General features: G+C 68.0%; 16 protein-coding genes. 7 read left to right on the plus strand and 9 right to left on the minus strand.

Annotated elements, in window-relative coordinates:
- Nucleotides 1–14 precede the first annotated feature (14 nt).
- Together ACEN98_RS24225 and ACEN98_RS24230 are read left to right on the plus strand one after the other, a co-directional pair.
- Complete coding sequence (locus tag ACEN98_RS24225; protein ID WP_413387462.1) at nucleotides 15–1,016, plus strand: serine/threonine protein kinase; 1,002 nt, start codon at nucleotides 15–17, stop codon at nucleotides 1,014–1,016.
- A 114-nt stretch (nucleotides 1,017–1,130) separates the two neighbouring features.
- The gene (locus tag ACEN98_RS24230) at nucleotides 1,131–3,659 is read left to right on the plus strand and encodes a hypothetical protein (protein ID WP_413387463.1); all 2,529 of its coding nucleotides are present in this window, start codon (nucleotides 1,131–1,133) and stop codon (nucleotides 3,657–3,659) included.
- A gap of 100 nt (nucleotides 3,660–3,759) precedes the next feature.
- Here ACEN98_RS24230 and ACEN98_RS24235 read toward each other — a convergent pair whose 3' ends face one another.
- From ACEN98_RS24235 to ACEN98_RS24250, 4 genes are all read right to left on the minus strand, one after another.
- A complete protein-coding gene (locus ACEN98_RS24235) occupies nucleotides 3,760–5,262 on the minus strand; it encodes a tryptophan halogenase family protein (protein WP_413387464.1) in 1,503 nt (500 codons plus the stop codon).
- A gap of 111 nt (nucleotides 5,263–5,373) precedes the next feature.
- Entirely contained in the window at nucleotides 5,374–5,778 is a 405-nt protein-coding gene (locus ACEN98_RS24240) for a hypothetical protein (protein ID WP_413387465.1), read from the minus strand.
- 82 nt (nucleotides 5,779–5,860) lie between these two features.
- On the minus strand, nucleotides 5,861–6,436 hold the full coding sequence (locus ACEN98_RS24245; protein ID WP_259452037.1) for a TerD family protein: 576 nt from the start codon (nucleotides 6,434–6,436) through the stop codon (nucleotides 5,861–5,863).
- 32 nt (nucleotides 6,437–6,468) lie between these two features.
- Entirely contained in the window at nucleotides 6,469–7,509 is a 1,041-nt protein-coding gene (locus ACEN98_RS24250; RefSeq protein WP_413387466.1) for a DUF475 domain-containing protein, read from the minus strand.
- A 175-nt stretch (nucleotides 7,510–7,684) separates the two neighbouring features.
- On the opposite strand from ACEN98_RS24250, the gene ACEN98_RS24255 reads away from it, so the two are divergent.
- The 3 genes from ACEN98_RS24255 (at nucleotide 7,685) to ACEN98_RS24265 (ending at nucleotide 12,825) form a co-directional block, all read left to right on the plus strand.
- Complete coding sequence (locus tag ACEN98_RS24255; protein WP_413387467.1) at nucleotides 7,685–8,104, plus strand: divergent PAP2 family protein; 420 nt, start codon at nucleotides 7,685–7,687, stop codon at nucleotides 8,102–8,104.
- Between the two features lie 314 nt (nucleotides 8,105–8,418).
- Nucleotides 8,419–9,609, plus strand: coding sequence for an efflux RND transporter periplasmic adaptor subunit (locus tag ACEN98_RS24260; RefSeq protein WP_413387468.1), 1,191 nt, complete (start codon nucleotides 8,419–8,421; stop codon nucleotides 9,607–9,609).
- Between the two features lie 15 nt (nucleotides 9,610–9,624).
- A complete protein-coding gene (locus ACEN98_RS24265; protein WP_413387469.1) occupies nucleotides 9,625–12,825 on the plus strand; it encodes an efflux RND transporter permease subunit in 3,201 nt (1,066 codons plus the stop codon).
- Between the two features lie 184 nt (nucleotides 12,826–13,009).
- On the opposite strand, the gene ACEN98_RS24270 is transcribed toward ACEN98_RS24265, so the two are convergent.
- The 4 genes from ACEN98_RS24270 to ACEN98_RS24285 form a co-directional block, all read right to left on the minus strand.
- Entirely contained in the window at nucleotides 13,010–13,447 is a 438-nt protein-coding gene (locus ACEN98_RS24270; protein ID WP_413387470.1) for a hypothetical protein, read from the minus strand.
- A gap of 291 nt (nucleotides 13,448–13,738) precedes the next feature.
- Nucleotides 13,739–14,716 carry an NAD(P)H-hydrate dehydratase gene (locus ACEN98_RS24275; protein ID WP_413387471.1) on the minus strand — a complete coding sequence of 326 codons (978 nt, stop codon included), beginning with the start codon at nucleotides 14,714–14,716 and terminating at the stop codon, nucleotides 13,739–13,741.
- A 9-nt stretch (nucleotides 14,717–14,725) separates the two neighbouring features.
- Complete coding sequence (locus ACEN98_RS24280; protein ID WP_413389075.1) at nucleotides 14,726–15,490, minus strand: histidine phosphatase family protein; 765 nt, start codon at nucleotides 15,488–15,490, stop codon at nucleotides 14,726–14,728.
- A gap of 142 nt (nucleotides 15,491–15,632) precedes the next feature.
- Nucleotides 15,633–17,033 carry an L-cystine transporter gene (locus tag ACEN98_RS24285; protein WP_413387472.1) on the minus strand — a complete coding sequence of 467 codons (1,401 nt, stop codon included), beginning with the start codon at nucleotides 17,031–17,033 and terminating at the stop codon, nucleotides 15,633–15,635.
- A 162-nt stretch (nucleotides 17,034–17,195) separates the two neighbouring features.
- On the opposite strand from ACEN98_RS24285, the gene ACEN98_RS24290 reads away from it, so the two are divergent.
- Both ACEN98_RS24290 and pbpC read left to right on the plus strand, forming a co-directional pair.
- Nucleotides 17,196–22,916: an alpha-2-macroglobulin family protein gene (locus ACEN98_RS24290; protein WP_413387473.1), complete on the plus strand. Its 5,721-nt coding sequence runs from the start codon at nucleotides 17,196–17,198 to the stop codon at nucleotides 22,914–22,916.
- A complete protein-coding gene (pbpC, locus tag ACEN98_RS24295) occupies nucleotides 22,916–25,105 on the plus strand; it encodes a penicillin-binding protein 1C (protein WP_413387474.1) in 2,190 nt (729 codons plus the stop codon). Before ACEN98_RS24290 ends, pbpC begins: the two co-directional genes overlap by 1 nt.
- Here the strand turns inward: pbpC and ACEN98_RS24300 are convergent.
- Nucleotides 25,015–26,028: a 5'-nucleotidase gene (locus tag ACEN98_RS24300; protein ID WP_413387475.1), complete on the minus strand. Its 1,014-nt coding sequence runs from the start codon at nucleotides 26,026–26,028 to the stop codon at nucleotides 25,015–25,017. The genes pbpC and ACEN98_RS24300 overlap by 91 nt on opposite strands.
- Between the last annotated feature and the right edge of the window lie 87 nt (nucleotides 26,029–26,115).

Here is a 26,115-nt window from a genome sequence, read left to right on the forward strand (position 1 = left end):
CTTACAATGGCGGGATGGATAATCCCTCTGATAACACCTCCGGCCATCCCTTCTCGCGTCTCGATCCGGCGATGGTGCTCGATGCCGTCGACAGTGTGGGCCTGCGCGGCGACGGCCGCCTGCTCGCGCTGAACAGCTACGAAAACCGTGTGTACCGCGTGGGCCGCGAAGAAGGCCAGCCCGTCGTCGTGAAGTTTTACAGGCCCGGACGCTGGAGCGATGCCGCCATCCTCGAAGAGCACGCATTCGTGCAGGAACTGGCCGACCAAGAAGTCCCGGTCGTGCCGGCCCGCGTCCTCGACGGCCGCACGCTGCACGAGCACGGCGGCTTCCGCTTCGCCGTCTTCCCCAGCCGCGGCGGCCGCGCGCCGGAGCTGTCCGACCCGGCCACGCTGGAATGGATCGGCCGCTTCATCGGCCGCATCCACGCGGTAGGCGCCGTGAAGCCGTTCGCGGAGCGGCCCCGGCTCGACCTCGACACGTTCGGCAGGGAGCCGCGCGCCTGGCTGATCGGCCACGGTTTCATCCCGCCCGAATTGCTGACCGCTTATACGAGCGTGCTGGACCAGGCCCTGGACGGCGTCGCGCGCTGCTACGACCGGGCCGGGCAACTGTCCCTGCTGCGCCTGCACGGCGATTGCCACGCGGGCAACGTGCTGTGGACGGGCGACGGTCCGCACTTCGTCGACTTCGACGACAGCCGCATGGGCCCGGCCGTGCAGGATCTGTGGATGCTGCTGTCGGGCGAGCGCCAGGAGATGGTGGGTCAACTGGCCGACGTGCTGGCCGGCTACGAAGACTTCTGCGAATTCGATCCGCGCCAGCTGTACCTCGTCGAGGCGCTGCGCACGCTGCGGCTCATCCATTATTCGGCGTGGCTGGCGATGCGCTGGGACGATCCTGCTTTCCCCGCGGCATTTCCCTGGTTTAATACCCAGCGTTACTGGCAAGACCGCATCCTCGAATTGCGCGAGCAGGTGGCGCTGATGGATGAACCGCCGTTGTTCCCGGTCTAACGCCGGAATTGACAGAGGTTTACGATTCAGCTCGGCGTGACACGAAACAGAACCGTGTCGCATAATTAAGTGCGGATTCGCCCGGGTCCGCAAAAGCCACTTGACGAGCCATCCATGACCGACGCCGACCGCACCGATCCATCCGCACAGAAAGACGACGCCGACTTCACGATCGACCTGATGCCCGCCGCGCAAGACCACGCGGCGCCGCAGGTCGAGCCACAGCGCGAGCATCTGGAACAGCGCGCGATCAAGGAAGGCATCGCGCGCGTGGAGGCGGAAGCGAAGGCGGCGGTGGCGGCGGAGAACCGCGCCCACGCGGAAGCGCGTGCGCGCAGCCTGGCCGAGGAGCGCGCCGCGATCGACGCGGAAGCGGCGGCCGCTGCCCTCGCGAACGCGCAGGCTTCGGAAGAGGCGATCGAGGCGAACCGCGACCGTATCGAAACCCTGCGTGCCGCCGCCAAGGCCGCCGCCGAGCGCCTGGAAGCGATCCGCCAGGAGACGGCCGGGCTGCGCGCCCGCGTCGAATCGGACACGCAGATCCGCATCGCGGCCGAAGCCCGCACCCGCGCCGAGGACGATGCCCGCAAGCGCGCGGCGGAACAGGCGCGCATCGATACCGAGATCGCCGCCCGCGCCCAGCGTGACGCCGACGATCTCGCGATCCACGCTGAACAGGCGCGCCTGCAGGCGGCCGAACGCGTGGCGGCCGTGCATGCGGCGCGCGAGGAAGTGCACCACAGCGCCAGCGCCGACGCCCGTGTGGCGATCCTCGCGCGCGAACGCGAACGGGCCGAGCGGGCCGCGCGCCAGACCGCGGAGAAACTGGCGCAGGCCGAAGCCGAGGCACTGGAACTGGCGCAGCAGCGCGAACGCGCGGACCAGGTGGCGCTCGCGTCCGCGTTCGCGCGCGCGTCCGCGGAGGCACGCGCAATCGAGGAAGCCCGCGCCCTCGCGCACATCGAACAGGAACGGGAAGCGATCGCGCTGGCCCAGGTGGAATCGGAGCGGACGGCCGCGCAATCGCTGCGCATGCGCCTGCAGACGGAGAAGGAATTGCGCGACGCGGCCATCCACCGCGAACGCCTGGAACAGATGGCGGCCGACGCCGCCGCCGCGCGGCGCGAAGCCGAAGCCCGCATCCTGGCCGCGACGGAAGCCCGCATCGAAGCGGACCGCAAGCTGCGCGACGTGGCCATGGCCCGCGCCGCCGCGGAAGAGGAAGAGTCCCAGCAAAGCCAGGCCCGCCTGGACGCCGAGCGCGCAGCCACCGAACAGGCGCGCCTGCGGATGGAAGCCGACCGCGTCGCGCAGGAGGCGGCGCAGCGCGATCTGGACACCCAGCAGCGCGAGCGCCAGCTGGCCGAGGAGCGCGCAGCCTTGACTGAAGCGGCCGCCGCCGCGCGCGCCGCGCAGAACGCGGCAGCCGAGGCGGAACGCGCGGCCGAGGCGGAGCGGGTCGAACACGAGCGCGAAGCGGCGCGGCTGGCGGAGGAACGCGCCGCGCAGGCGCAGGCGCTGGCACAGGCCGAACAGGCGCGCGTGCAGGCGGAGCAGGAGGCGCTGGCGCGCCAGCAGGCCCGCATCGAGGCGGAACGCGCGCTGGCCGCCGCCGCCGAAGCCCGCGCCGCCGCGGAACAGGAGCAAACGATTCAACTGGCCGAACGGCTCGAAACGCAGGAGCGCGAGATCGCCGCGCTGCGCGCCGAGACGGAAGCGCGCTTCGCCGCGGCCGAACGGGAGCACGCCACCCGGCTGCAGGCCCAGCGCGATGCGTTGGCGGCCCAGCAGGCCGAATTCGACGCGCGCCGCGTGGCCGCCGAACAGGAACACGCGGCGCTGCTGGCCGCGCAGGCCGGGCACGAGCAGCGCGCCGCCGCCGAGCGCCAGGCTGCAATCGAGGCCCAGCGCGCGATCACGGAACAGGCGGCGCGCCAGGCCGACCACGAGCAGGCGATCGCCGACGCCCAGCGCGAGCAGGCCGCCCGCGCGGCCGAACTGGCGCAGGCGCAGGCCGACCGCGCCGCCCATGAACGCCGCCAGCAGGCCTTGACGGAAGAATTGCTGGCGGCCGAACGCGCGGCCGCCGATGCCGCGCACGACGCCTTGCTGCTGCTGGAACAAAAGCTGTCGTCGCAACAGCAGCAGACGGCCGCCGACGTGCGCGCCAACGAAGCGGCCGCCGCCCGCATGGCGTCCGAGCGCGCCGCGGTGACCGCGGCGGAAGCCCGCGCGGCCGCCGAAGCGGAGCGCGCGCAGCTGGCGAAGATGCGCGAGGCGGCCGAGCAGGCGGCGGCGCAGGCCGCGATCGACAAGCGCGACGCCCAGCGCGCGCTGCTCGCGAACGCCCAACTGGCGGCGGAAATGCAGCGCAAGACGGCGCTCGCCACGCAGGAAATGGCGGAGGCGAAGAAGCGCCTCGTGGAGCTGGAATCCGTGCGCCAGGAAGATCAGGTGGCGGAACTGGCCGCGCTGCGCGAACAGATCGAGGCGCGCCAGGCCGAAGCCAAGCAGCGCGCCGAATCGGAAGACCTCGCGCGCGAGGTGCTGGGGCGGTTCTCGCAGCAGCCCTCGAAAGTGCAGGCGGCGCTGCGGCTCGCGGATGCGGTGGCCAAGCAGCGGGCCGACCGCGATCACGAGTGATCGCCGGCTGCCGAGCTTCGTAGGGTGGGCGGCCTCCGCCCACGCGTAACGCCAACTAACCGCGTACGTCGCGTGGGCACGTGGTGCCCACCCTACCAGCTTATGCTTTCGCGTTCTTCTCCAGATACGCGCCGTGCCCCGGCATCTTCGCCACCGTCTGCACGATCAGGTCGCGCAGTCCCGCGAAGTGCCCGTGCAGCTGGCGCATGTCGACATCGTCCACGAACGGATCGTAGCGCTTCGGCTCGACACCGAGGCCGACCAGCATCGCGACGAACGAGGGGAGGAGAAAACTGTCGCGGTCGAGGATCGCGACGCGGCCCGTCTCGCGGAACAGTTCGATCTGGTGCGCGAGCGAATCGGGGATCGTCATGTTCGCGCAATAGCGCCAGAATTCCGTGTCGTCGCGCTTCGTCAGCTTGTAGTGCATGACGATGAAGTCGCGGATCGACTCGTAGCGGCTGCCGATGATCCGGTTGAATTCGTCCGCCAGCTCGGGACGGAAATCGCGGTCCGGGAACTGTTCGATCAGGGTGCCGACCGCCGTTTCGATCAGGCTGATGCTGGTCGATTCCAGCGGTTCGACGAAGCCGGCCGACAGCCCCATCGCCACGACGTTCTTGACCCACGATTTCTTGCGCTTGCCGGTGACGAAGCGCAGCTGGCGCGGCTCGTCCAGCGCGGCCCCGTCGAGGCCGTCGAGCAGGTCCTGGCGCGCTTTCTCGTCGGTCGTGAACGCGTTGCTGTACACGTGGCCGTTGCCGGTGCGGTGCTGCAGCGGGATGCGCCACAGCCAGCCCGCGCCCTTGGCCGTCGAACGGGTGTACGGCGTCAGGGGTTCGACGCGCGCGCACGGGACGGCGAGGGCGCTGTTGCACGGCAGGTGCTCGCTCCAGTCGTCGTAGCCGGCCTTCAATGCCCCTTCGATCAGCAGGCCGCGGAAGCCCGAGCAGTCGATGAACAGGTCGCCGTCGAGCGTGCGGCCATCCGCCAGGCGCACGGCCGTGACGAAGCCCGTTTCCGGATGCTGGTCGACGCTGGTGATCGTGCCTTCGACGCGCTTGGCGCCGCGCGCCATCGCGTAATCGCGCAGGAAGGCGGCGTACAGGCCGGCGTCGAAATGGTAGCCGAACGAGTAGGCGTCCGTGGCGCCCGGCTGCGCGTCGTTCGGCATCGTGAACTTGTTCTCGCGCGCCATGACCGATGCCATCGACCAGTTTTCCAGGGCCGGCATGTGATCGAAGGTGCGCGCGAGGCGCAGCCAGTAGTGGTGCGCCTGGATGCCGTTGATGGGCGGACCGAAGTCGCCGAAGCCGTGGAAGAAGCGGTTGCCGACGTGGCCCCAGTCCTTGAATTCGATGCCGAGCTTGAAGCTGGCCTGGGTCTTCTTGATGAAGTCCGCGTGGTCGAGCTGCAGGGCCGCGTTATAGAAGCGGATCGTCGGCAAGGTCGCTTCGCCCACCCCGATCGTGCCGATGTCCGGCGATTCCACCAGCACGATCTCGCAGCGCTGGCCCATGCGCTGGGCCAGCGGGGCCGCGGCCATCCAGCCGGCCGTGCCGCCCCCCACGATGACGATTTTACGGATGGGGTTTTGTTGCATGTCGTCTCCTGTCGTATTGCTTTCTCAGGAGAGTGTAGGGCAGGGACTTGCGGCCCGCAACAGAAATGTTTGCGTATAACATTTCTTTAACAAAATGGACGCAACAACGCATCACATATTGCTGGGGGCCACCGGATTCGACCCGCCGACGACGGCCTTGTCGACGAAGTACCCGGTCTCGCCGAAGCAGGTGCTCGGAACGCCGACGTGCTGCGAATAGGTCAGCTGCACGCGCTGCCCCATGGCCGCCTGCAGCTGGCGCACGACGTTCTCGTCGCGCACGGTGAAGTTGAAGCGCTCGGGAATGGCGCCCGGCATGCTGGACAGCAGGATCTCGCCTTCCCAGGTCTTGCACAGCCAGCCCTTGCGCGACAGTTTCTGCAGGTAGCCGGCCCGTTCGCCTTCCGAGTACGACCAGTTCAGCACGATCCACGTGTACAGGGCGAACAGCGCCACGGCGGCGATGACGACGGAGGCGAGGATGGCGATGGCGCGGCGCGGCAGGGTCTTGGGCATGGTCGGAGTAAGGTAAGGTAACGGGGCGTGACGAAGCGCGCCCATTCTGACATGGGCGCCCGGATTGTCAATTAGGCTAATCTTAGACCTGCACCCCGAACGAGCGGGCGAGGGGCCCGAGGCCGCCGTTATAGCCCTGGCCCACAGCGCGGAATTTCCATTCGCTGCCATAGCGGTACAGTTCGCCGAAGATCATCGCCGTCTCCGTCGAGCTGTCTTCCGACAGGTCGTAGCGGGCGATCTCGCGCTCGCCGTCCGCGTTCAGGCAGCGGATGAAGGCGCGGGCGACCTGGCCGAAGCTCTGGCGGCGCTGGTCCGCTTCATGGATGGTGACGGCGAACGCGATCTTTTCCACCTCGGGCGGCACGCGCGTGAGGTCGACCATGAGGCGTTCGTCGTCGCCTTCGCCCTGGCCCGTGCGGTTGTCGCCCGTGTGCTTGACGGAGCCGTCGCTGGACTGCAGGTTGTTGTAGAAGATGAAGTCGGCATCGCCGCGCACCTTGCCGTCGCCGCGCAGCAGGAAGGCGCTGCCGTCGAGGTCGAAGGTGGCGCCGTCGGTCGCGCGGGGATCCCAGCCGAGGCCGATGATGACCTTTTTCAGGTTCGGATCTTCCTTGGACAGGTTGACGTTGCCGCCTTTTTGCAAACTGATCGCCATCTTGCTTCCTTTCTATTAATGTCTACGGGTTTTCAGGTCGCCGACTCGAGTTGCTCGCGCTTCTTGTAGCGGATCGACGACCACAGCGATACCAGGATGAAGGCCACGCCGGACAGGCCGGTGAACCATTCGGGAATCTCGTACTCGACGCTGGCGAACATGATCAGGGCCAGGATGCCGATCGCGTAGTGCGCGCCGTGCTCGAGGAAGACGAATTCTTCCAGCGTGCCCTTGTGCACGAGGAACACGGTCAGCGACCGCACGAACATGGCGCCGATGGCGAGGCCGAGCATGATCACGACGACGTCGTTCGTGATGGCAAATGCGCCGATCACGCCGTCGAAGCTGAACGACGCGTCCAGCACTTCCAGGTATAAAAAGCCGCCGATACTGCCCTGCGAGATCAGTTTGCCGACGGCCGGGTCGGATTCTTCTTCCTCCAGCAGTCCGGAGAACCAGTTCACGCCCACGTACACGAGCACGCCGACGACCCCCGCGATGAGCGTGGACAGCTTGCGCTCCTGCGGCACGAGGCTCATGCAGCCGAACACGGCGAGCAGGGTGAGCAGGACGGCGAGGCCTTCCGAGCCGTACTTGCCGACCTTTTCTTCGATCCAGCCCAGCCAATGGAGTTCCTTTTCCTCGTCGAACAGGAAGTTGAGGAAGACCAGCAACAGGAATGCACCGCCGAACGCGGCCACTTCGGCATGGCGCGACGTCAGGTTGCGGGCGTACTCGTCCGGGTTGTTGACGGCCATGTGCCAGACGTCGATCAGGCCCAGGCCCGTCGCCACCGACACGATGAGGAGGGGGAACAGCAGGCGCATGCCGAACACGGCGACGACGATGCCGACCGTGAGGAACAGTTTTTGCCAGAACGCGTTCCAGTTGCGCAGCACGGACGCGTTGACGACCGCGTTGTCGAACGACAGCGAGATCTCGAGCACGCCCAGCACCGCCGCGATCCACAGCGCTTGCAGGAGGCCGGCGCTGCCACCGTGGGAAAAGCCCCACCAGCCGGCCAGCGCCAGCAGGACGGCGGTGACGACGAACGACAACCTGAAATGTTGCATGTACCTCTCCAGTTCTTATCTACGCATTGTCTGAATGACCACACCGCGCATATTAACCCGTTTCCCGCTTTGGCGGGCGCATCGATCGACACAGCGTGAATTGCTCACGTGACATCGCATCTGCCATAATGCCGCCCGGCGTCATGCCTCCCGTTTCCCCTTGAATGGATTTCACATGGATGTCTCTTATCTGGTCACCCCGGTGCTGACCTGGCTCGTGGTCGGCCCGATCAAATTCCTCATCAACAGTGCGCGCCAGGGGCGCTGGGCGTTCAACCTGGTCGGCAATGGCGGCTTTCCCAGCAACCACAGCGCCACCGTCACCAGCATGGCAACCCTGATCGCCCTGCGCGAGGGCATCGGCCATCCGGCGTTCGGCGTGGCCGTCACCCTGTGCTTCATCGTGATGATCGACGCCAACAGCCTGCGCCAGCACGTCGGCCGCCAGGCCGCCGCCATCAACCGCCTGGCCGCGGGACAAGCCGGCCACACGACCTTGCGCGAGCGGATGGGGCATACGCTCGTCGAGATCGGCGGGGGGATCGTGACCGGGATTCTGATGGGGAACCTGGTCTACCATCTGTTCAGCAAATGAAATTGGGCCCCTGCCTTCGCAGGGGCGACGGTCTTGTGGCCGTGTAATGAAGCACGGCCGCTCCCGCCAAGTTTGCGTGCCAACCCCTTCACCCGTCCACCCGGACGTCCGCCTGTCCGCGCGTTGTCCCTTTTTTCGCGCAATTCAACCTCGGCCAAACGCATTTCATCCCGCCTATCTGCAGTTCATCCCACCAAAACCGCGCTTTGCCGAAACGTCAATTGACGGTCAAGACCGCCTATTCGATACTGCGCGCTGGCCTTTTATATTCTTATTTTTACAGGTAACGAGTCCATCCTCGGGGGAACCAAGAAATGCTGCGCAAAACTATAATCTTCCTTGCTATTGCTTCCGCACTCAGTGCGTGCGGCAAACATGACAAGGACCCTGCAAAGCCCGACGCCGCTAACGCGCAGGCGGATGCGAAGCAGAAGGATGGCAAGGCCGTCCAGCTGCTCGTCGCTCCCGAGGATGTCCTGACCGTACAGAGCAGTGCGCTCGCGAACGGTCCGGTGATCACGGGCTCGGTCCAGCCGGAACGTAAGGCCGACCTGCGCGCGGAAGTGTCCGCCATCGTGCTGCAGGTACTGAAAGAGAACGGCGACCCGGTCAAGAAAGGCGACGTGCTCGTCAAGCTGGACGAGACGTCGATCCGCGACAGCCTGATGTCCGCCCAGGAAGCCCAGCGCGCCGCCTCCCAGGCCCTGGAGCAGTCGAACCGCGCCCTCGAGCGCCTGAAGACGCTGCGCGCGTCCGGCATGACGTCCGCCCAGGCGCTGGACGACGCCGAAGTGCGCCGCAACAGTGCCCAGAGCGAGCTGTCCGCCGCGAAGGCACGCCTCGTGGCCGCCCAGCAGCAGGTGACCCGCACCGTCGTGCGCGCGCCGTTCGACGGCATCGTCTCCGACCGTAAAGTCTCCCCCGGCGACACGGCCGCCATCGGCAAGGAATTGCTGAAGGTAATCGATCCGACGAGCATGCGCTTCGAAGGCCGCGTGTCGGCCGACAAGATCGCCGCCGTCAAGGTCGGCCAGCCGGTCTTCTTCCGCGTCAACGGTTACGGCGAGCAAAAGTTCACCGGCATCGTCAAGCGCATCGACCCGTCCGCGAACGACATCACGCGCCAGGTCGAGGTGCTCGTCGGCTTCACGAACGAGGCCCGTCCGCGCGTGGCCGGCCTGTATGCCGAGGGCCGCATCGACGCCGTCCTGTCCGACGCGATCACCTTGCCGGAATCCGCGATGGTCAAGGCCGGCGACAAGACGTATGCCTGGAAAGTGAAGGGCGGCCAGCTGGCGAAGATCGACCTGACGGTGGGTTCGCGCGATCCCCGCACCGGCAATTTCGAAATCAAGAATGGCCTGGCGTCCGGCGACACCGTGCTGCGTCACCCTGGCTCGACCCTGAAGGATGGGCAGAAGGTGGAAATGGCGGCCGCTGCGCGCGTCGCCAGCGCCGCAGGTACCGCCAACAGCGCCACCAACAGCGCACCCCAGGGTAAATAAGCGGGATTAACCACCATGTTCCTGTCCAATTTCAGTGTCAAGAAGCCCATCGCGACACTCGTGCTGATCATCGGCATGATGTGCATGGGCCTGCTCGCGCTCAATCACTTGCGCGTGAACCAGAACCCGGACGTCGAGATTCCGATCATCGTCGTGACGATCCCGTATCCGGGCGCGTCGCCGGAAACGTCCGAACGCGAACTCATCGAACGCCTCGAGAAGCAGATGCTCGCCATCACCGGCGTGACCGAGGTGAACGCGTACGCCAACGAGGGCAGCGCGACGATCGTGCTGCGCTTCGACTTCAAGCGCAACCTGATCGAGGCGTCGGACGACGTCCGCAACGCCATCGCGTCCGTCCGCTACAAGCTGCCGATCGAGATGCGCGAACCGGTGCTGCGCCGCGTCGACCCGTCCGCCCAGCCGATCATGAACCTGGCGCTGTCGTCGAGCACGCAGAGCCATGCCGAGATCTCGCGCCTGGCCGAAGACCAGCTGGCCGACCGCTTCCGTGCGATCGACGGCGTGGCCAACGTGCAGGTGAACGGTTCGCTGCGCCGTGAGCTGTCCGTGCTGCTCCATTCGGAAAAGCTGCGCGAATACAATGTCTCCGTCAGCGACGTCACGAATGCGCTGTCGCGCCAGAACACGAACGCGCCGGTCGGCAAGGTGCGTAGCGAACTGGACGAGAAGGGCATCCGCCTCGTCGGCCGCATCGAGCGTCCGGAAGATTTCTCGCAGGTGGTCGTCAAGCGCAACGGCGACACCGTCGTGCGCCTGAACCAGGTGGCCGACATCAAGGACGGCTTCGCCGACATCGACAGCGTGTCGATGCGCAGCGGCAAGCCCAACGTCGGTATCCAGATCGTGCGGTCGCGCGAAGGATCGACCGTCGGCATCGCCAAGAAGGTGCGCGCGGAAATCGAGCAGATCCGCAAGGAATTGCCGGCTGGCACCAAGCTGGACATTTCGTACGACGGCGGCGAAGACGCGCAGGACAGCCTGAACAACGTCATCGAATCGCTCGTGTTCGGCGCCGTGCTGACGATCTTCGTCGTGTACGCTTTCCTGAACTCGTGGCGTTCCACGCTGATCACCGCACTGTCGCTGCCGACGTCCGTGCTGGCCGCGTTCATCGCCGTGTGGCTGTGCGGCTTCACCCTGAACTTCATGACGCTGCTGGGCCTGTCGCTCGCGATCGGCGTGCTGATCGACGATGCGATCGTCGTGCGGGAAAACATCGTCCGCCACATGGAAAACGGTTCCGACCGCCGCACGGCCGCCCTCGAGGGTACCGCGGAGATCGGCATGGCCGTCGCGTCCACGACGTTCTCGATCATGGCCGTGTTCATCCCCGTCGCCTTCATGCCGGGCATCTCGGGCGAATGGTTCCGTCCGTTCGCACTCACGGTCGCCTGCTCCGTGATCGTGTCGCTGTTCATTTCGTTCACGCTCGACCCGATGCTGTCCGCCTACTGGGGCGACCCGCCGGGCCACCACCATGCGCCCAAGAAGGGCATCGAGAAATATCTCGCGCGCTTCAACACGTGGTTCGATCACCAGGCCAACCGCTACGGCCATGTGATCGCCTGGGCGCTGCACCACCGCCGCTGGATGGCCATCATCGCCGTCGCCAGCCTCGTCGCGGCGCTGGGCCTGCAGGGCAAGTTCGGCGGCACGTCGTTCCTGCCGAAGCAGGACAGCGGCCAGCTGCTGATCGAAGTGCGTACGCCGGCGTCGTCGTCGGTGGGCTATGCCCGCATGAAGATGGAAGAAGCGGCCACGCTGGCGCGCACGATGCCGGAGACGAAGGACACGAACGCCTCGATCAACTCGGGCGGCGGCCGCATCTACGTCGACATCGGCAAGCGCGGCGAACGCAAGCGCAGCGCCTCCGAGATCGCCGTCGAGTTGCGCGACAAGATCGCGCGCCTCGTCGGTGCCGAGTACACGGTAACGGACGACCTGAACGGCAACGGCAAGCCCGTGCAGATCGAATTCACTGGCTCGGATTCGCGCAAGCTGATGGACCTGACCAACGCGTACATGGACAAGCTGCGCCAGGTGCCGGGCGCCGTGGACGTCACGCTGTCCCAGCAGGATCCGAAGGACGAGCTGCAGATCGAGCTGGACCGCGGCCTGTCGAACATGATGGGCATCTCGGTCGGCGACGCCGCCACCGCGCTGCGCGTCGCGTTCGCCGGCATCGAGGTCGGCGACTGGGTCGACCCGACGGGCGAGACCCGCGACGTGGCCGTGCGCCTGGCGCCGGAAGACCGCGTGGGCCTGGAGAACATCGAGCGCCTGCCGATCGCCGTCACCGGCAGCAACATGATGGTGCCGCTGGACCAGATCGCCAAGATCACGATGGGCAAGGGCCCGTCCGCGATCGAGCACAAGGACGGCAAGCGCGTCGTGCGCGTGTCGGCCAATGCCCAGGGCCGCTCGAATGGCGAAGTCATGGACGACGCCCTCAAGCTGGCGAAATCGATGGACTTCCCGCCGGGCTATGGCCTGTCGTTGGGTGGCCAGAGCAAGGATCAGCAGGAAGTGTTCACGCAGATGACGATCGCGCTGGTCTCGGGTATCGGCCTCATGTACCTGATCCTGGTGATGCAGTTCGGCTCGTTCACGGCGCCGCTCGCCGTGATGCTGTCGCTGCCGCTGTCGCTGATCGGCGTCGTCGTCGCGCTGCTGCTCACGAACGGCACGCTGAACCTGATGAGCTTCATCGGCATCATCATGCTGATGGGTCTCGTGGCGAAGAACGCGATCCTGCTGCTGGACGCCGCCCGTACCCGGGAAGCGGAAGGCATGGACCGCGAAGACGCGCTGATGGCCGCCGGCCGCGCCCGCCTGCGTCCGATCCTGATGACGACGTTCGCGCTGATCGCCGGCATGCTGCCGGTGGCGCTGGCCCTGGGCGACTCGGGCGAGTTCTACCAGCCGCTGGCCATTGCGATCATCGGCGGCACGATCACGTCGACCGTGCTGACCCTGCTGGTCGTCCCGACCTTCTACGACAGCATCGAGATCGCCCGCGACCGCATGGTGGCCAAGTTCCACCGCCGCGCGGCCCGCTTCACGGCGCTGCCGGCGTTCGTGATGACCTTCGTCGAAGCGATCCTCACGCTGGTGCTCGTGCGCCTGGTCTTCCGCCTGATCGTGAAGGCCGGCCGCTTCGCTACCGGCCGCGGCCGCCCGGCGACGGCGTAACGGTGTGGTGCCGGCTGCGGCCGGCATGCAATGAGAAGGGCCTGCAAGCGCAGGCCCAAGAAGACCTGCCCCGCAGGTCTTTTTTTTCATCGTGTCACGGCATGCACTAGGGCCGCATCCGCCGCGCCCAGTGCATGCCGGTGCCAAGGGCCGTTCCCGACCCTTGGCCGGTGCGCCACGGCGATCAGCGGCCCGAGGTACCGGTCCCCGAGGTGCCGGTGCCCGACGTGTCGCTGCCGGTCGTGCCCGACGTACCCGACGTGCCCGACGAGCCGGTGCCGCCGGTCGTGCCCGTTGCGCCGGTACCGGTGGTGCCGGTTGCGCCCGTGCCGGTGGTGCCGGTGCCCGTTGCGCCCGTGCCGGTGTCGCCGGTGGTGCCGGTCGCGCCGGTTGCGCCGCCCATCGTGCCGGTCGCGCCGGTGCCGGTGCCGGTGGTGTCACCCGTCGTGCCCGTGCCGGTGGCACCGGTCGTGCCGCTGGTGCCGGAGCTGCTGCTCGGCGCGGTGGCCGACGTGTCGCCGGTACCGGTCGTGCTGGTGGTGTCATTCTTCTTGCAAGCGGCCAGGCTGGCCATCAGGGCTGCAGCAAACAGAATTTTCGATGCGTTGTTAAGAGCTTTCATTTGTTTTACTCCTCGTTCACGTCTATCGTTTACCGCCGTCTCCCGGTGAGCACTGGAAGTGAGGCGGGGCTTGGGTTCCCGATGGACCATGCGGTCCAAGCGTGAACCATCAGGGAACCGACGCAATACGCGGCCCCGGTGGCGTACGAATCCGACTGTCAGCATTTGACCGGCAGCGTGCCGGCCGGTTCGTCGGATTGCACGCCTTCTGCTTTGGGAAACCGGAGTTTCCCTTGTTCCGCCGTGCCGCCTGCAACTTCGACACATGCGGATTGGATAAGAGCCGAACCGTCATCGTTCAACCCTTTGTCCCCCGGCGAAGCTGCCGGATGGTCGTGACGCCGCATCGGCGCTGTCGCCGGCGGCCTGTTCGAGCAGGGCGGGAATGACGTCGCACAATTCCCGCGCCAGGTAACCCAGTCTGCCGAAGCGTTCGGCGAGGCGCTCGCCCGCGCGCGCGTGCAGCGCGACGCCCCAGGCGGCGGCCTGCGCGAGCGTGGCGCCGCGCGCCGCGAGCCCCGCGATGATGCCGGCCAGCACGTCGCCCGAACCGGACGTGGCGAGCCCGACGTTGCCGCCTTCGTGCTGCCATCGTTCGCCGCCCGGCGCCGCGATCACGGTGCGCGCGCCCTTCAGCGCGACGACGGCGTTCCAGTGTTGGGCCGCTTCGATGGCATGGCGGTCCGGTGCCGCGCCGATCTCGTCTTTCGCGATGCCGGTCAGGTGGGCCATCTCGCCCGCATGCGGCGTCAACAGGACCGGCACGTTGAAGCGGAAGGGTGGGTTGCCCACGGGCGGATGCAACACCGCGCCCATCGCCTCGGCGTCGAGCAACACGTTCGTGTCGGTGCCGTCGAGACGCGGCAGCAGCGCGTGCACGAGACGGGCCGTCGCGACCTCGTCCCGCATGCCGGGGCCGATGAGGATGGCGCTGATCTTGTCCGCAAGCGGATCGAGCGCGGCCACGGCTTCGACCGTGAAGCCGCCGGCATCGTTTTCCGCCAGCCCCAGCACGCGCGATTCCGGAATAGCGAGCGCTACCAATTGGGCCACGCTGCGGCCGGTGGCGATGGTCAGCTTGCCGGCGCCGGCGCGCAGGGCTGCCGTCGCGGCCAGGATCACGGGGCCCGGCATCTCGCGCGAGCCGCCGAGGACGAGCACGTGGCCGCGGTCTTCCTTGTCGGCGTCGTTCGAGGGCACGGGCAGCGGCCAGCTGCGCAGCAGGCTCGTATCGACGTCGCGCGGGCGGGCATGGGTGTGCAGCGTCATGAAAGGACCTCAGGCCTTGGCGGCGGTGGGCTGGTCTTTGGCGACCGTGACCGGCGTGCCGGTGGCTTCGAGCGGGGCGACGAAATTGACCAGGCGGACGGCCAGCTTGCCGCGCTTGCCCAGCGTGGGATCGAACGCGTAGGACGTGACGGAGCAGTTCGGCACATCGCCGGCGCGGTCCTGCTCGAGGATCGTCGCCTCGTCCATCCGCTCGATCAGGTAGCGGAAGCAATTGACGATGACCTGGTGCGCGACGATCAGCACGCGCTCGCGCGGGTACTCGCGCGTGATGGTGTCGAGGACGCTGCGCAGGCGCAGGATGACGTCGCACCAGCTCTCGCCGCCCGGCGGGCGGAAATAGAACTTGCCGACGTGGTGGCGTTGCTCATGCAGCTCGGGATATTTCTCGGCAATACCGCGCACCGTCAGGCGGTCGAGGATGCCGAACTCTTTTTCGCGCAGGCGTTCGTCGGCGTGGACGGCCAGCAACTCGTCGCGGTTCAGGCGCTGCATCAGGATATTGGCGGTCTCGGCGGCGCGCACGTACGGCGAATGCAGCACGACGTTCGGCTGGCCGCCGGGCGGCAGCGCGGCGAACCAGCCCGACAGGGCCTGCGACTGGCGCACGCCCAGCTCGGACAGGGGCACGTCGACGTCGCGCTCGGCAATGTCGATGAGCAGGCCCGCCGCCGCTTCGGCGGCATCGCGCGCGACATTACCGGCGCTTTGCCCGTGCCTGACGAGCCAGATTTCCTGTGGCCACTTTTGATCCATCATCCGACCGTTTGTGATTTTGACATGACGCGATCATAGACGGATTCGGCGGGATTTCCGCGCACGATTCCGGACGAAAACGTGTGCCAAAACGACGTGTAGGCGGGCTCTTACGTGGACAGGAGAAAGGTTTGCACCACCTTTACGCCACTTGCTCCTCGCTGTCGAGGTTGACTTCGGCGTCGCTGTCGAACACGGTCATGTCGGTCTGGCCGAGCACGCGGCTGGCGAACGTGCCGGCCGTGATGGACCCGCTGACGTTGAGGGCGGTACGGCCCATGTCGATCAGTGGCTCGATGGAAATCAGCAGGCCCGCCAGCGCGACGGGCAGGTTCAGCGCCGACAGCACGATCAGGGCGGCGAACGTGGCGCCGCCGCCCACGCCGGCCACGCCGACGGAACCGATGGTGACGATGCCGACCAGGGGCAACAGGAAGCTGCTCGTGAACGGATCGATGCCGACGGTGGGCGCGATCATGACCGCGAGCATCGCCGGATAGATGCCGGCGCAGCCATTCTGGCCCATCATCGAGCCGAACGACGCGGCGAAGTTGGCGATGCCTTCCGGCGTGCCGAGGCGCGCGGTCTGCGTCTGCACGCTCATCGGGATCGAACCGGCCGACGTGCGCGACGTGAACGCGAAGGCGAGCACGGGGAAGATCTTCTTCACGTAGCGGCCCGGGTTCAGGCCCACGGCCGCGATGATCAGCAGGTGCACCCCGAACATCAGGATCAGCGCGCTGTACGATGCCGCCACGAAGCCGATCAGCTTCAGGATGTCTTGCACGCTGGAGCTCGCCAGCACCTGCGTGATCAGGGCGAACACGCCGAACGGGGTCAGGCGCAGCACGAGCGTCACCATGCGCATCACGATCACGTGGGCGACGTGGACGAACTCGCTGAACTTTTCGAATACGTCCGGCTTCTTGGCGGCAATGCCCGTGGCGGACACACCGATGAAGATCGAGAACAGCACGACGGCAATGGTCGACGTCTTGCGCGCGCCCGTCATGTCGAGGAAGGGATTCTCGGGAATGAACGACAGGATCATGGTCGGCAGCGACACATCCTGCGCCGTCGCCAGCTTGCCTTCTAGATAGTGGCCGCGCGCGACTTCGGCCGCGCTCGACGTCAGGCCGACGGCGGACAGGCCGTACAGCTTGGCCATCAGGATGCCGATCGAGGCGGCGATGGCCGTCGTGACCATCAGCGTGCCGAGCGTCAGCGCACTGATCTTGCCGAGCGACGAGGCATCGCGCAGCTTGAGGATGGCCTGGATGATGGAGACCATGATCAGCGGCATGATGATCATCTGCAGCAGCTTTACATAGCCCGTGCCGACGATGTCGAGGTACGCATTCGTCTGTGCAATGACCGGTGAACCGTTGCCGTAGAACGCCTGGAACGCCGCGCCGAGGACGATGCCCAGGCCGAGGCCCGTGAACACGCGTTTCGTGAAAGACAGGTGGCGTTGCTGCATGACGTACAGCAGGCCGCACGCGGCCAGGGCGATGGCCAGGTTCAGGATCAGGGGAAGACTCATGGTCTTATATGCGTACAGGAAATATAAGATCCGCATTCTATATCCAATCATGCACGTTTGCATGACGCTCACGATGCGTTGCAATTGTTAAACGTTGTTGACACTGCAAGCCGAGTTTGCAACACTCAGCCGTCGTCCGTCCGCCATCTCCCGGGAGAAACCATGGCCGTCCTGCGCCGCCTGCTGTGCTTCGTCTTGTTGTGCTGCTGGTCCGGCGCGTGGGCGCAGACCGCTGTCTCCGGTTTTTCGCCCGAAGGGCAGGTGCGGCGCGTGCGCCAGGCCGTGGCACGTTTTTCGCAGCCGATGGTCGCGTTCGGCGATTTGCGCGCCGAGACGCCGTTCGACGTCGCGTGCGCCGTGCCGGGCAGCGGCCGCTGGGTCGATGCGCAGACGTGGAGCTATGACTTCGAACGCGACCTGCCGGGTGCCACGAGCTGCCGTTTCACGCTGAAACCCAACGTGCGCGACCTGGCCGGCCAGCCGCTGGCGGGGCCACAGGCATTCACGGTTGCCACGAGCGGCCCGGCCGTGCTGGAGACGCTGCCGCACGAAGGGGCGTCCGGCATCGACGAGAAACAGGCCTTCGTGCTCGCGCTGTCCGCGCCCGCGTCGGCCGACAGCATCCTGAAACAGGCGTGGTGCCGCGCGGACGGCGCCAGCGACAAGATCGGCGTGACCCTGGTGCAGGGCGAGCAGCGCGCACAGGTGCTGGCTACGTCCCGCTGGTTCGTGCGGCAAATCGTCGCCGAGGACCGCGGCAAGGAAGACATCGGACCGTACCCGGACGCGCAGCTGCGCGCCGACGACAAGGCCGGCCGCCTGGCCCGCATCGTCGTGCTGCAATGCCGCCGCACGTTGCCGTCGAATGCGGACGTGGCGCTCGTCTGGGGCGCCGGCGTGGCTGCGCCGAACGGCATCGCGACGGCCGAGGACCAGACGCTCTCGTTCAAGACGCGCGCCGATTTCACGGCCCGCTTCAACTGCGAGAAAGTCAACGCGCGGTCCCAGTGCATTCCGTTCCAGCCGATGCGCGTGGACTTCAGCGCGCCCGTGCGCGCGGCCGACGCGGCCAGGGTCTACCTGGAAGGGCCCGGCGGCAAGCGCTGGCCGGCGCGCATCGACAAGGAAGGCGGGCAGACGCCGGGGTTCGTGGACCAGGCCAGCGTGCCGGGGCCGTTCCCGGAACAGGCAAGATTCACACTGCACCTGCCGGCCGACCTGCGCGACGATGCGGGTCGGTCCCTCGTCAACGCGGGCCGCTTCCCGCTCGCCGTGCGCACGGGCGAGCAGCCGCCGCTCGTCAAGTTCGCGGCGCCGTTCGGCATCATCGAGGCGAACGGCGACCGCCTGCTGCCCGTCACCGTGCGCAACGTCGAGGCGCGCCTGGCCGGCCGCGTGCACACGAACGGCGTCGCCATGCGCCTCGACGCCAGCCGCACGGCCGACGTGCTCACGTGGCTGCGCAAGGTCGCGGGGCCGCATGGCGGGCTGAATCCCAGCCAGCCGGAAGGCGATCAGCTGAAGGTGTCGATCTTCAAGGGCGCCAGGCCGGACGCACTGCAGCGCTTCACGCTCCCGAAACCGCTCGGCCGGCGCGCGTTCGAAGTGATCGGCATCCCGCTGCGCCAGCCCGGCTTCTACGCCGTCGAACTGGAAAGCCCGCGCCTGGGCGCCGCGCTGAATCCGAAGGGCCGCACGGCCTACGTGCGCAGCGCGGCCCTCGTCACGAATCTCGCCGCGCACTTCAAGCTCGGCGCGCAATCGTCGCTCGTGTGGGTGACGTCGCTCGACAAGGGCCAGCCCGTCGCGGGCGCCCGCGTGGAAGTGCGCGACTGCGGCGCACGGCTGCTGTGGAGCGGCACGAGCGACGCCGCCGGCATCGCGCGCATCCGCCAGGCGCTCCCGCGTGCGCGCTGCAAGGAAGGCGACATCTACGTCGTGACGGCCGCGCGCGGCGACGACTTCACGTTCACCCTGTCCGACTGGCAGCAGGGCATCGAGGCATGGCGTTTCAACCTGCCCACGGGCAGCCGCGACGAGGACAGCCGCATCGTCGCCACCGTATTCGACCGTACCCTGCTGCGCGCCGGCGAAACCGTCCACATGAAGCACTACCTGCGCCGCCGCACGCAGCAGGGTTTTGCCTTCGTGCGCGCGAAGGATCCGGCGCCATCGGCGCTCCGCGACTGGCGCGCGCAGGAACTTGGCACGGACAAGACGGCGCTGCCGGCGCGCGGCTTCCTCGTCCACCAGGGCAGCGGCGAAAAGGTCGAATTCCCGCTGCGCTGGGACGCGAACGGCAGCGCCGAAGGCGAGTGGGCGATCCCGGCGGAAGCGAAGCTCGGCGGGTACGACGTGCTGATCGGCGGCCAGGTGGCGGGCGATTTCCGTGTCGAGCAATTCCGCGTGCCGACGATGAAGGCGCAACTGGCGGGACCGAAGCATCCCGCCGTGGCGCCGCGGGCCGTCACGCTCGATGCGCAGGTGAGCTATTTGTCCGGCGGCCCGGCGGGTCTCGCACCGGTGAAATTGCGCAGCGTCGTGCAGGATACCGGCGTGCAGTTCGCCGACCACGACGAGTTCGCGCTGGGTGCGGGCGATGTGCGTGAGGGCGTCGTCGACCAGGGTAGCGAGGGCGAGGAAGAGACGGCATCGGAAGGCACGCCCGGCCAGGAAGTGGCGCGCACGCAGAGCCCGCAGCTCGACCGCGCGGGTGGCGCGCGCATCGTCGTCGACAAGCTGCCGGCGATCGAGCGCCCGAAAAGCCTGCTGGCGGAATTGTCGTACCAGGACGCCAACGGCGAGACCTTGACGGTCTCCACGCGCGTGCCGCTGTGGCCATCCGCGTACGTCGTCGGCATCAAGCCCGATGGCTGGCTGCTGCGCCGCGATGCGCTGAAATTCCAGACCGTCGTGCTGGACGTCGCCGGCAAGCCGGTGGCGAACGTGCCGGTGACGGTCGACCTGCTCAAGCGCGCGACGTATTCGCACCGGCGCCGTCTCGTCGGCGGCTTTTACGCCTACGAGCACAGCGCCGAGATCAAGCGCATCGGCGAGGCGTGCAGCGGCACGACGGACACGCGCGGCCTGCTCGTGTGCGACGTGAAGGCGCCGGTTGACGGTGACCTGATCCTGCGCGCCCGAGCGACCGATCCGCAGCAGCGCGTGGCGGCCACGCACCGCGAAGTCTACGTGGCGGGCGATGAAGAGCAGTGGTTCGCGAACGCGGACCACGACCGCATCGACCTGCTGCCGGCGCAGAAGCGCTACGAGCCGGGCGAGCAGGCGCGCTTCCAGGTGCGCAGCCCGTTCCGCCGCGCGACCGTGCTCGTGACCGTCGAGCGCGAGGGCATCCTCGACACGTACGTGCGGCGCCTGTCCGGCCGCGACCAGACGATCTCGATTCCCGTGAAAGCGAGCTATGCGCCGAACGTGTTCGTGTCGGCCCTCGTCGTGCGCGGGCGCGTGGCGGGGGTGCAGCCGACGGCGCTCGTCGACCTGGGCAAGCCCGCCTATAAACTCGGGATCGCGCCGATCCGCGTGGGCTGGAAGGGGCACGAACTGAAGGTCGACGTCGCGGCCGACAAGCCCGTGTACAAGGTCCGCGAACGTGCGCGGGTGACCATCCGCGTGCGCGACCCGGACGGCACGCGGCCGGCGGCCGGCACGGAAGTCGCCGTGGCCGCCGTCGATGCCGGCCTGCTGGAACTGATGCCCAACACGAGCTGGAATCTGCTCGAGACGATGATGCACGAGCGCAGCCTGCAGGTGGAGACGTCGACGGCGCAGATGCAGGTCGTCGGCAAGCGCCACTTCGGCCGCAAGGCGTTCCCGCACGGCGGGGGCGGCGGCCGCGGCGCCGGGCGCGAACTGTTCGAGACGCTGCTGCTGTGGAAGGGCAAGGTCGTCCTCGATGCGAACGGCGAGGCGAAAGTCGACGTGCCGCTGAACGATTCGCTGACGTCGTTCCGCGTCGTCGCCGTGGCGAGCAGCGGCGCGGGCCGGTTCGGCACGGGCGGCACGGACATCCGCACGTCGCAGGACCTGATGCTCGTCTCCGGCCTGCCGCCGCAGGTGCGCGAAGGAGACCGCCTGCGCGCCGGGTTCACGCTGCGCAACGCGTCCGAACGGCAGCTGGCCATCCGCCTGGATGCCGGCGTGGCGGCCGATGGCGGCAGGGCGCAGGCGCTGCCGCGCCAGGACGTCGTGCTCGCGCCGGGCGAATCGCGCGAAGCGGGCTGGGATTATGCGGTGCCGGCAGGCGCGGCGAAGCTGCAGTGGGACGTCATGGCGGCAGGCGAGGGCGCGAGCGACCGCATGCGCGTCACGCAGCAGGTGAACGTCGCCGTGCCGGTCCGCACCCTGCAGGCGACGCTCGTGCAGATCGACGGCACGAAGACGATGCCCGTCGAGCGCCCGGCCGACGCGCTGCCGGGACGCGGCGGCATCCGCACGACCCTGCAGGCGCGCCTCGGCAGCGACCTGCCGGGCGTGCGCGACTACATGACGGCGTACCCGTACACGTGCTTCGAACAGCGCACGTCGCGCGCCGTGGCGCTGCAGGACAAGGCGATGTGGGACACGGTCGTCACGACCTTGCCGTCGCACCTGGACGGCGATGGTCTCGTCAAGTATTTCGCGCCGATGGACCAGGGCAGCGACGTGCTCACGGCCTATGTGCTGTCCGTGACGCATGAAGCGGGCTACGCGATTCCCGACGAGCTGCGCGGCCGCATGGAAGCGGGCCTCGCCGCGTTCGTCGAAGGGAAGATCGTGCGCGGCAGCGGCCGCGCGACGGGTGAACTGGCCGTGCGCAAGCTGGCGGCGCTGGAAGCGCTGTCGCGCGACACGCAGATTCAGCCGGCCCTGCTGGACTCGATCGAGGTGCGGCCGAACCTGTGGCCCACGTCCGCCGTCATCGACTGGTATTTGATCCTGAAACGCACGCCGGCGCTGCCGCAGCGCGACCAGCGCCTCGCGCAGGCCGGCCAGGTTCTGCGCGCGCGCCTGAACCTGCAAGGCACGACGATGGGCTTTTCGACGGAGCGCGCGGACGGTTGGTGGTGGCTCATGACGTCCGTCGACGTGAACGCCAACCGCCTGCTGCTGGCGACGCTGGACGATCCCGCGTGGAAGGCCGACGCCGGCCGCCTCGCGCGCGGCGCCCTGGGCCGCCAGCAGCACGGCCACTGGGACACGACGACGGCCAACGCCTGGGGCACCGTCGCGCTCAAGCGCTTCTCCGAGACCTACGAGCGCGAGCCGGTGACGGGCAGCGCCAATCTCGTCGTCACGGGCGCGGATGCAAAACCCGTCAGCTGGACCGGGACCGTGCCCGCGACCGTGCTGCAGGCCTGGCCGCAGGGCCGTGGCACCTTGACCATGCGCCAGCTGGGCAGCGGCAAGCCGTGGGCGACGGTCCAGAGCCTGGCGGCCGTGCCGCTGAAGGCGCCGCTGTCGTCCGGCTACCGCATCGCACGCACCGTCACGCCGGTCGAACAGAAGGTCAAGGGCACGTGGTCGCGCGGCGACGTCTACCGCGTCCACCTCGACATCGACGCGCAATCGGACATGACGTGGGTCGTCGTCGACGATCCGATCCCGGCCGGCGCCAGCGTGCTCGGTTCGGGCCTGGGCCGCGATTCGCAGATCGCGACGGCCGGCGAACGCCGCACCGGCTGGACGTGGCCGGCGTTCGAGGAGCGCCTGCACACCGGCTACCGCGCGTACTACGAATGGGTGCCGAAGGGCCGCTTCACCGTCGAGTACACGGTGCGGCTGAACAACGAGGGCCGCTTCGCGCTGCCCACCACGCGCGTGGAAGCCATGTACGCGCCGGAGATGTTCGGCGAAGTGCCGAACGCGGGGATGACGGTGCAGTGATGAAGTATGTGCTCTGGTTGCTGCTGGTGTTGGCGATGCCGGTGCATGCCGCCGTGCCGACGCCGCAGGAAGTGAAGGCAGCCTGGCGCTCGTCCGACACGACGCTGCTCGACCGCCACGGCGAGACCCTCGCCACGGTGCGTGTGGACATGGCGGGCCGGCGGCTCGGCTGGGTGGCGCTGGACGACATCTCGCCCACGCTCGGCCGCGCCGTGCTGCAGGCCGAGGACCAGCGCTTCATGGAGCACGGCGGCATCGACTTCCAGGCCATCGGCAAGGCTGCGTGGGACAATTTGTTCAGCAGCGGCCAGCAGCGCACGCGGGGCGCGTCGACGATCACGATGCAGCTCGCGGGCCTGCTCGATCCGAAGCTGGCCCCGCGGTCAAAGGGCCGCACGTGGGCGCGCAAATGGGACCAGGCGCTCGCCGCGCGCGAACTGGAAGCCGGCTGGAGCAAGCGCCAGATCCTCGAAGCCTATTTGAACCTGGCCAGCTATCGCGGCGAGCTGCAAGGCATCGGCGCCGCCGCGCGCAACCTGTTCGGCAAGGCGCCGTCCGGGCTGGACGCGGGCGAGGCCGCGATCCTCGCGAGCCTGTTGCGCGCACCGACGGCGCCGCCGCGGACGGTCGCCCGGCGCGCCTGCGCGCTCGCACGCGAGCTCGCGGGTGAGCTCGAACCGCGCACGGATTGCGCGGCCATCGAGTGGGAAGTCGACGCGGCGTTCGCGCGCACCGCGTCCGCGCCGGTATCCGCGCCGACGGGTGTGACGCCGCAGTTCGTGCGGCGCCTCGGCGGCGCAGTGGGCTCCAGTTCGGGCAGCGTCGTGCGCAGCACGCTCGACGCAAGCTTGCAGCGCTTTGCCGTCGCCGCGCTGCGCCGCCACCTCGCCGAACTGGCCGAACGCAACGTCGGCGACGGCGCCGTGATCGTCATCGACAACGCCAGCGGCGACGTGCTGGCGTATGTCGCGAACGGCGGCGCCGGCGAAGTGGATGGCGTGACGGCGCTGCGCCAGGCCGGGTCCACGCTGAAACCGTTCTTGTACGAGCTGGCGCTGGAACGGGGGCAGTTGACGGCGGCGTCGCTGCTGGACGACACGCCCGTCGACATTCCGACCGTCGGCGGCCTGTATGTGCCGCAGAACTATGACCACCAGTACCGCGATGCGGCGTCGGTGCGCACGAGCCTTGCCGGCTCGCTGAACGTGCCCGCGGTGCGCACGCTGATGCTGACGGGACTGGAGCGCTTTCACGAGCGCCTGCGGCAGCTGGGCATCACGAGCCTGACCGAGGCGCCGGAGTTCTACGGCTGGTCGCTGGCGCTGGGCTCGGGCGACGTCAGCCTGCTGGAACTCGCGCACGCTTATCGCACGCTCGCGAACGGCGGCGTGCAGGACGGCAAACGACGCGTGCTGGATGCGCGCGCCAGCTTCATCGTGGCCGACATCCTGTCCGACCGCGCGGCCCGCAGCACGACGTTCGGCCTTTCCAACGAACTCGCCACCGGATTCTGGAGCGCCGTCAAGACGGGCACCAGCAAGGACATGCGCGACAACTGGTGCGTGGGCTTTTCGGACCGCTACACGGTCGGCGTGTGGGTCGGGAATTTCGACGGCGGCTCGATGTGGGACGTGTCCGGCGTGTCGGGCGCGGCGCCCGTGTGGCGCGACGTGATGGACTACCTGCACCGCGACCGCCCGAGCCGGCCGCCCGCCGCCCCGCCGGGCATCGTGCGCCAGACGGTCCGCTTCGCGCCGGCCGTGGAGCCCGAGCGCGGCGAATGGTTCGTGCGCGGCACGGAAGTCGCGCTGGTCGAGATGCTGCCGCCGGCGAAGCGCGCGCCGCGCATCGTGTATCCGGCCGCGGACAGTGTCATCGCGCTCGATCCGGACATCCCGGCACCGCTGCAGCGCGTGAGCCTGCGCGCCTACGGCGGCGCGGGCCTGCGCTGGGAACTCGACGGCGCGGATGCCGGCCCGGCCGACAGGGGCGCCACGTGGGCGCCGCTGCCGGGCGAGCATGAAGTGAAGCTGGTGGGAGAAGATGGCCGGGCGGTGGCCGCCGCCCGGTTTGAAGTACGTGGAGCGGCGGCTCCGGGTCAGCTGGCTTCCACTTTTTCGACCAGCACCGGCGGTTCCGCGATCAGGTCGAGCGGCAATGGCGAGAACAGCGGCGAGTCCGAGCGGTAGGGTACGCGTCCGGACGGAACGTGGCGCGCGGCCGGGTCCAGGTGCAGGTCCTGGTCGTCGAAGAACAGGTGCGCGCGGAATGCCTTGACGACCTTCGACTTCGGCACGCCGCCGAGGAAGAAGATCTCGTTCACGTACACGCCCCAGTGGCGCAGGGTATTGATGACCCGCATCTCTGCCGGCGCGCTGCGCGCCGTCACGATCGCGATGCGCACCGGCGACACGTCCGCGCCGAACGGCAGCCGTTCCTGCAGGCGCGCGAGCCGGCGCAGCAGGATCGCGTACGGACCGTCCTTCATCGGTTCGTTCTGCTTCTCGTCCTCGATCGTGTGGAAGCGGTCGAGGCCCTCGGTTTTGTAGACCAGTTCACTGGAATCGTCGAACAGCACGGCATCGCCGTCGAAGGCGATGCGCACCTGGTCTTCCGGTGGCGCCTCGGCCGCGTGCGGCGGCGGCTTCAGGACCGCGGCGGCGCAGGCCTGCGCATCGATCACGCGCTGGGCGTCTTCGACATTCGTCGTCAGGAACAGGTCGACGGCAAAGGCGTCCAGGTAATCGACGACGGACTCGCCGCCGGTGAACGCATGGCGCGAAATCGGCAGGCCGCGCGACCGGATGTTGTTGAAGACGCGGACACCGGTCTCCGGGCTGTTGCGCGACATGACGACGACTTCGACGAGCGGCTTCGATTCGGACGGCGCATAGCGGTTCAGGCCGAGCAGGGCGCGCACGAGGGCCATGCCGGTGCCGTCGCGCAGCGGTTCGTTCTCGCGCTCGAGCATGTAGGCGCGGTATTCCTCCAGTGCGCTCTGGGGATTCTTGATGGATCTGGCTTTGTAGATAGCGTCGGCTTCTGCCAGGTCGAACAGGGCGGTGGCGGAGATGCCGACCACGAGGGTATCGGAAAGGTCGAGGGGAGGCATGGCGGTCGGATTCCTTGGTGGCGGAACGGGAGCATTCCAAACGGAAATTATCGAGGGCAGGGCTAAAGGATACTTGAGTTCAATCGA

The organism is Massilia sp. CT11-137 (assembly GCF_047302885.1).
Taxonomy (GTDB): domain Bacteria; phylum Pseudomonadota; class Gammaproteobacteria; order Burkholderiales; family Burkholderiaceae_D; genus Telluria; species Telluria orientalis.